7 protein-coding genes and 1 pseudogene are annotated in these 5,972 nt (G+C 40.4%); 4 read left to right on the top strand and 4 right to left on the bottom strand.

From position 1 onward, the window contains the following. From IM500_RS22575 to IM500_RS22560, 4 genes are all read right to left on the bottom strand, one after another. Positions 1–689: ATP-binding protein (locus tag IM500_RS22575; RefSeq protein ID WP_287739579.1), on the bottom strand; the 689-nt coding region annotated here is incomplete at its 3' end. A 470-nt stretch (positions 690–1,159) separates the two neighbouring features. Then, positions 1,160–1,603 (bottom strand): type II toxin-antitoxin system VapC family toxin, encoded by a 444-nt coding sequence (locus IM500_RS22570; RefSeq protein ID WP_106909825.1) that lies wholly within the window; start codon positions 1,601–1,603, stop codon positions 1,160–1,162. Beyond that, on the bottom strand, positions 1,590–1,862 hold the full coding sequence (locus IM500_RS22565; RefSeq protein ID WP_002761103.1) for a hypothetical protein: 273 nt from the start codon (positions 1,860–1,862) through the stop codon (positions 1,590–1,592). Before IM500_RS22565 ends, IM500_RS22570 begins: the two co-directional genes overlap by 14 nt. A gap of 274 nt (positions 1,863–2,136) precedes the next feature. Then, complete coding sequence (locus IM500_RS22560) at positions 2,137–2,562, bottom strand: DUF29 family protein (protein WP_287739578.1); 426 nt, start codon at positions 2,560–2,562, stop codon at positions 2,137–2,139. A 292-nt stretch (positions 2,563–2,854) separates the two neighbouring features. Here IM500_RS22560 and IM500_RS22555 point away from each other — a divergent pair, with 292 nt between their 5' ends. The 4 genes and pseudogenes from IM500_RS22555 to IM500_RS22540 form a co-directional block, all read left to right on the top strand. Continuing rightward, positions 2,855–4,507: a PEP-CTERM sorting domain-containing protein gene (locus IM500_RS22555; RefSeq protein WP_287739577.1), complete on the top strand. Its 1,653-nt coding sequence runs from the start codon at positions 2,855–2,857 to the stop codon at positions 4,505–4,507. Between the two features lie 224 nt (positions 4,508–4,731). Next, complete coding sequence (locus tag IM500_RS22550; RefSeq protein WP_147073951.1) at positions 4,732–5,022, top strand: DUF433 domain-containing protein; 291 nt, start codon at positions 4,732–4,734, stop codon at positions 5,020–5,022. Continuing rightward, a complete protein-coding gene (locus IM500_RS22545; RefSeq protein WP_242034786.1) occupies positions 5,022–5,237 on the top strand; it encodes a DUF5615 family PIN-like protein in 216 nt (71 codons plus the stop codon). The genes IM500_RS22550 and IM500_RS22545 overlap by 1 nt, the downstream gene beginning before the upstream one ends. A 577-nt stretch (positions 5,238–5,814) precedes the next feature. After that, positions 5,815–5,972: pseudogene (locus tag IM500_RS22540) on the top strand (RNA-guided endonuclease TnpB family protein); the annotation flags it as partial.

Here is a 5,972-nt window from a genome sequence, read left to right as displayed (position 1 = left end):
TCTATTATATCGGGTAAGGGGGTTGATAGAGATTGGCTGAAAAACTGTTTTAGATCATCTTTGAGAGCGATTAATTGAGGAATATTTTCCAGGCTGCGATAAATAATATAATCAAATTCTGGGGCAATTTCTGAAACTAATTTAAGGGTTAAAGCTGTTTTTCCGATTCCACTTAACCCATAAATAGTAATTAATCGAGTTTTATTATCTAGCCATTCTTTTAAGGTAGATAGTTCTAAATCGCGTCCATAGTTACACCTTAATTCAGGAGCTTTTGTTAGGTTAATTATGGGGGATTGATGATCATTATCTGGAAAATTTGAAGACTTTTTTAAGTTGTTTTCTGAGTAAGGATTATTTTCTCGACAGATATTTATATGGTTATTGCCGATATTATTACAATGATAGTTAACAAAGTGATAAATAGTAGATGAAGCTTTATTTTCTAAAATAGAACGAACATTAGACTTTTTTATATCTTCTTCAAAAACATCAGATAACAGTTGCCATAACTTCCATGCTTCTTTTTTTATATGGTCATAACTGCGCTGATTATCTTTGGCAATTTCTTCATAATCTTGATGTTCCCAAATACCCTGTAAGATGGATTCTTGCAATGAATCAAGATGTTTACCGGTTTTCTCTAATACCTGTTTATCTGTCCATTCTAAAAGGGTTTGAATATCCATATAAGTAAGCGATAGAACATTTGTATTGCTGTTTGGGATAAGGGAACATATTTTAGGTTTCTTGTTTTTTTATCAGACTAATAATCATTTTACTTCCCTCTTGCAAGAGATCAATGTATTGCCTACGAACATTTTACCCCATAAAGTCGGGAAGGGCAAACTGTCATACCAAATTCGCCTTAGAAAGTAAAGCTTGTAGTCATATTACTCGTAGGGTGCGCCCTTCAATAGCGTAACGCACCAATTTAATGGTGGTGCGTTACGGCGAATTATTAATTTTGGTTTTTTGACTAAATTGATAGCCGCCTAACGCACCCTACACTCTACGGACTCGTAGGGTGCGCTCTTCAATAGCGTAACGCACCAATTTAATAATAGAGGTGGTGCGTTACGGCGAATTATTAATTTTGGTTTTTTGACTAAATTGATAGCCGCCTAACGCACCCTACACTCTACGGACTACTGATTAACTAGAAATTTGAGAAAAGATTAATAAAGGGTTTTTTATTTTTCCAGCGATAGGTATTAAAATCTCGATTATCAATTGATAAGATACGTCCATTTCCTAACTCTTCTGCTAAGATAACTAGGGAGGCATCGGCTAAGTCCATTGGCAGACTTTGATATTGTTTCATAAGGTCTTGAATTCTTTCTAGATGAGTATTTTCAAGGTGAAATAATAGAAATTTTTGGGGATGTCTCTCAAATACGTTCATTAATTTTATTTGTTTTTCAACTCCTGTATAGAGATTTGGAGAACGTTGTAAAAGAAGATGACAACTTTCTGTTAAAACACACCAAGTTGTAATTAGAGGTTGAGAAGAATACTGTGCTAAGGTTTGCTGTGCTATTAGATGATATTGATCTTTATTGTTAAATAAAGCCACCCAGAACCCAGTATCAACGATGATCATATTTAGCTTTTAATCCTTCTTTGAGAACGGATTTATAATTAGTAGAAAGGTCTGATTCTGCACTAATACAACCGATTAATCCAGATTCTTTTAAAATGTCTAGGGTACTTTGAGCTTCAGGGTTTATTTTTGCTGCAATCTCTGGCTTTTTTGCTAAAGAATAGCGTTTTTTTAATAACTCAATAAAATCAATCAGTAAGTTTTGTGCTTCTTCAGGTAATTGGTTAATATCTTGTTGAATTTGTTCTAAGTTAATCATTAATTTTCCTCTGTTAAGGTTTTTAAATAGGCTGCTAATCTTTAAGCAACATAACGAATAATTTTGACTTCTGCTACCGTCGGTTGGATTGACTCAAGGAAACTAAAGTAGGTTGGGTTGACGCAAGGAAACCCAACTATAGACCCAAGGAAACCCAACAAAAAGCAATGAGAGGAGGAGAGCGCCGATTCAGACGGATTTAGGTGTTGGGTGTTGGGTTTCGCTTTTCCTGACATTTAAACCTCCTGATTTGTTTCCGACTGTCACCTGTTACTTAATCGATTAATATTAATGCCAATGCTTGATTAATAATTTGATTTTTATCGATCATAGCTTCAATTTCTTCTGGTTGATATATACCTTCAAAAGCTTCTAATGATGCTTGTCTTAAAGCTGAAAAATAAGCATCATCTAAGGTTTCTTTTAATTCTTCTGGTGTTAGATAATTTCCTCCAGTTTTACGTCGTTGATTAATGCGTTGAATCTGTCGAACAGAATTAGAAATAGAGGTTTCCCATGAGCGGGTACTGCGTTTTTCTGCTTGCCGTTTAATCAGATGTAATAGAACAATAATACTAAAGCTAAAAATCTTATTGAGCTTATCATCTTTGCTAATTTCTGTCATTTCCTCTACCAAGATCAAGGCATCGGGAACATTGCCAGCTAGTAATAGATTTTTTAACTCTAATAATTCTTCCATTTTTTGCCTTTTTTTGACTGATTAACCTCTTAATTTAGTAATTTGTCCTTTACATTAGATATTGTTAAAGTTGGAAAAACAAGCGAAAACTTTTGCCTGTTCTCTTGCCTTATTAACGAAAATTTAGCCTTGTTTCATGAGCCTTGCCCTCCTTTTTGTCACTAAATCCCACTTTATCCCACAAAAATTATTGTATCAGAAAATCCAAAATGGCCACAAATTCCCACAGACAAAACCAAAGTGAACATCTAGATTGTAAGAATCACTTAGTTTTTTGGAGTCTTATCAGGTTATGAACAAGATACTAGCTAATTGTATCAGCTTAGGGATCGGATTGGGTGCGATCGGGGTGGCTTTCCAGGCACAAGCCGCCTCTTTTCAGGGGTTAGGAGACTTACCTGGTGGTAGTTTCAGCAGCGAAGCCTATGGAGTATCAGCCAATGGGTCTGTTGTGGTTGGTACTGGCTATGGTGCTACTGGTTCTCAGGCATTCCGTTGGACACAAGCAACGGGGATGGTCGGACTAGGGTACTTATCGGGGGATGGTGGCCATGGGCGTGAAAGCAGAGCCTATGGAGTATCAGCCGATGGGTCTGTTGTTGTTGGTGACAACAGCATTATTTACCCTGATGGCAGCCTTCAAGAGCCATTCCGTTGGACACAAGCAACAGGAATGGTCGGACTAGGGGACTTACCGGGAGGTGGTCGCAATAGCGGTGCTAGAGGAGTATCAGCAGATGGATCTGTTGTTGTTGGTTTTAGCAACAGTGCTAGTGGTGGGGAGGCATTCCGTTGGACACAACAGACGGGAATGGTAGGACTAGGGGACTTATCGGGGGGTGATTTCTTCTCTAGCCATGCTAGAGGAGTGTCAGCAGATGGGTCTGTTGTTGTTGGTAGCAGCAATAGTGCTACTGGTTTTCAGGCATTTCGTTGGACACAAGGGACAGGTATGGTAGGACTAGGTTTCCGCGGTGCTTCAGGAGTATCAGGAGTATCAGGAGATGGGTCTGTTGTGGTTGGTTATAGTGAAAGTCCTAATGGTGTTCAGGTATTGCGTTGGACAGAACAGACGGGTATGGTAGGATTAGGGGAGTTACCTGGAACTACGGTTTCAAGTCTAGCAGTATCAGCCGATGGTTCCGTTGTGGTTGCTTCCACCTCGCAATGGATGTTCTTTCAAGAGGCATTTATCTGGAATAGCACGCAAGGGATGCGGAGCTTACAACAGGTTTTAACTAATGATTATGGTTTAGATTTAACCGGTTGGTCTTTGAATCGAGCTAACGCAATTTCTGCCGATGGGTTAACGGTTGTGGGTTATGGGACTAACCCTAATGGTCTGAACGAAGCTTGGATTGCTCGTTTAGATGGAGAACCAGTTTCCCAACCCGGAACAACGCCTACCAATCCGCTTCTCCCTACCCCAAATCCAAGCAACCCCGACGGTTTTACCTTTCCTGGTGTTCCCGTCGGTGATAATGGATTGGGTACAACTAACCCCATCTTTTTCGATCCGATTGTGTCGGTAGGATACGATTACGCAGTGACAGGCGGACCCTTATTCGCCTCTGTTTTAATCCCCAATGCTCTCCCCCAGGGCGACAGTAACTTTATCCTAGAATTACCCGGATTTGGCAATTATTCTCTAGTTGCGGGAACAACTTTCAACTTGTTGGGTGTTAATCCCCTTGGCTTTAGTGATTTTCGCATCAGTGATATCGATCCTGCGGAAATGCTCGATCCAACTAATCCTACTGCTTTTGTGACGGGGTTAACATTTACTGCTGCTGGAACAGTAACAGTCACCCAAAACCCCATTATTCAAAATACTGGTGGCGTTAGTGTTCCTGAACCGTCCAATTTATTGGGTTTAGGATTACTCGGATTCGGTGCTTTCTTCACGGGAAAATTGAATAAAAAGCAAGCCAAAAAAGACTCCTAATAGCAATTGTTATTAATCGTGTTGCTTATACAACATGATGGCGATTTCCAGCTTCAGTCATCAACCTAACTTTGATGGTAAAGTCTATAAATCTCCTATTTTTGGCATTTCAATCAGTTAGCGTCTAAATCATTAGATAAAACGCATCCTCGAAAGGGGGTGCTTTTTTGTTGTTCGGATGTATCGATCGAGCTACAATAAAAGGGACTTCTTTAGGCGAAAATATGGCTACAGGCATCGATATTAGCGAATTTATTGTGGCTAGTCCGGATATTTGTAATGCTCGTCCCCGGATCGCGGGAACTAGAATCACGATTCAAAGTTTAGTCATGGATCATAAAACGGGAATGAGTGCCGAAGCGATCGCTAGGGAGTATCCTCAGTTAAATCTGGCTCAAATTTATAGCGCTCTAGCGTATTATCACGCGAATAAAGAACAGATAGAGGCCGATATCGATGCTTACCGAGCCGATTGTGAAGACTGGGAATCCCGATATCGAGCCGGTGAATTGTAATGAGTCAAATCCGTCTCTACCTTGATGAAGATGCGGGTCAACGCTCGGTCGTGGAAGCTTTGCGGAATCTGAAGATTGATGTAATTACCACTTGGGAAGCGAAAAACATTCGGCTACCCGATCCCGATCAACTGGTTTGGGCAACCCGGCAAGGTCGGGTAATTTATCGAAAATTTGGGTTAAAATCCCGTCCTTTTAGGACGGCTTTGTGTTAAACTGATTGGCAAGCGGAAAATCAGATGTGTAGTCGTGGCACGCGAACTGACCATTGGACAAAAGCTAGTGTCACCGACCCATTTTGGGTTGCCCCAATACCTCACTGCCCTAATCAAAAAAAATACGGCATAGGTGGGAGATCAAAAAAATTAAATAGGGTAGGGCATACCCGAATTTACGCTTGGGGAGTAGTCCCTAAGAGTGCTTGCCTTATAGGTGTAGTCGAACTAGACATGAAACTGTAAGACCAAAATTAGCTTTGCTAGTAGAGGCAGGATTCAGCCCAAGAATCTCCGCCCTAAAAGGGCGGAGATTGTCAAACTTTTAATGTAGGCGATTTTTGTCGATTGCATAAATCCTATATGACGCGCTCGCTCGTCCGAAACTGTCCCCGGGGGACGAACAGAAATTACCTTAAATGTCGGATGAATGCCCCCGCTAAATTTTTCGACAAGACATCAACCTTTGCGGGGGATGAAATCCGACCAGGATATTAACCGCAAAGCACGATTTTAATTCTACCATTTGTAGGTAAACTGTGTTATACTTAATTGCTCCAGGGTCGAGGATTAATCAATGCTAGTCGTAGAAGCCAAGTTAAAAAACGGGACACCAGAACAATACCAGAGACTAGATGAAGCAATTAGGACATCTCAGTTTGTGCGTAACTCTTGTGTTCGTTATTGTCTGGACAATAAGGGGACAACCCGCAATGATCTCCAAAAACTTTGTGC

The sequence above is a fragment of the Microcystis sp. M179S2 genome (assembly GCF_020245805.1).
Taxonomy (GTDB): domain Bacteria; phylum Cyanobacteriota; class Cyanobacteriia; order Cyanobacteriales; family Microcystaceae; genus Microcystis; species Microcystis aeruginosa.
The sequence above is the reverse complement of the archived record's forward strand: the minus strand, read 5'-3'. Positions and strand labels throughout refer to the sequence as shown.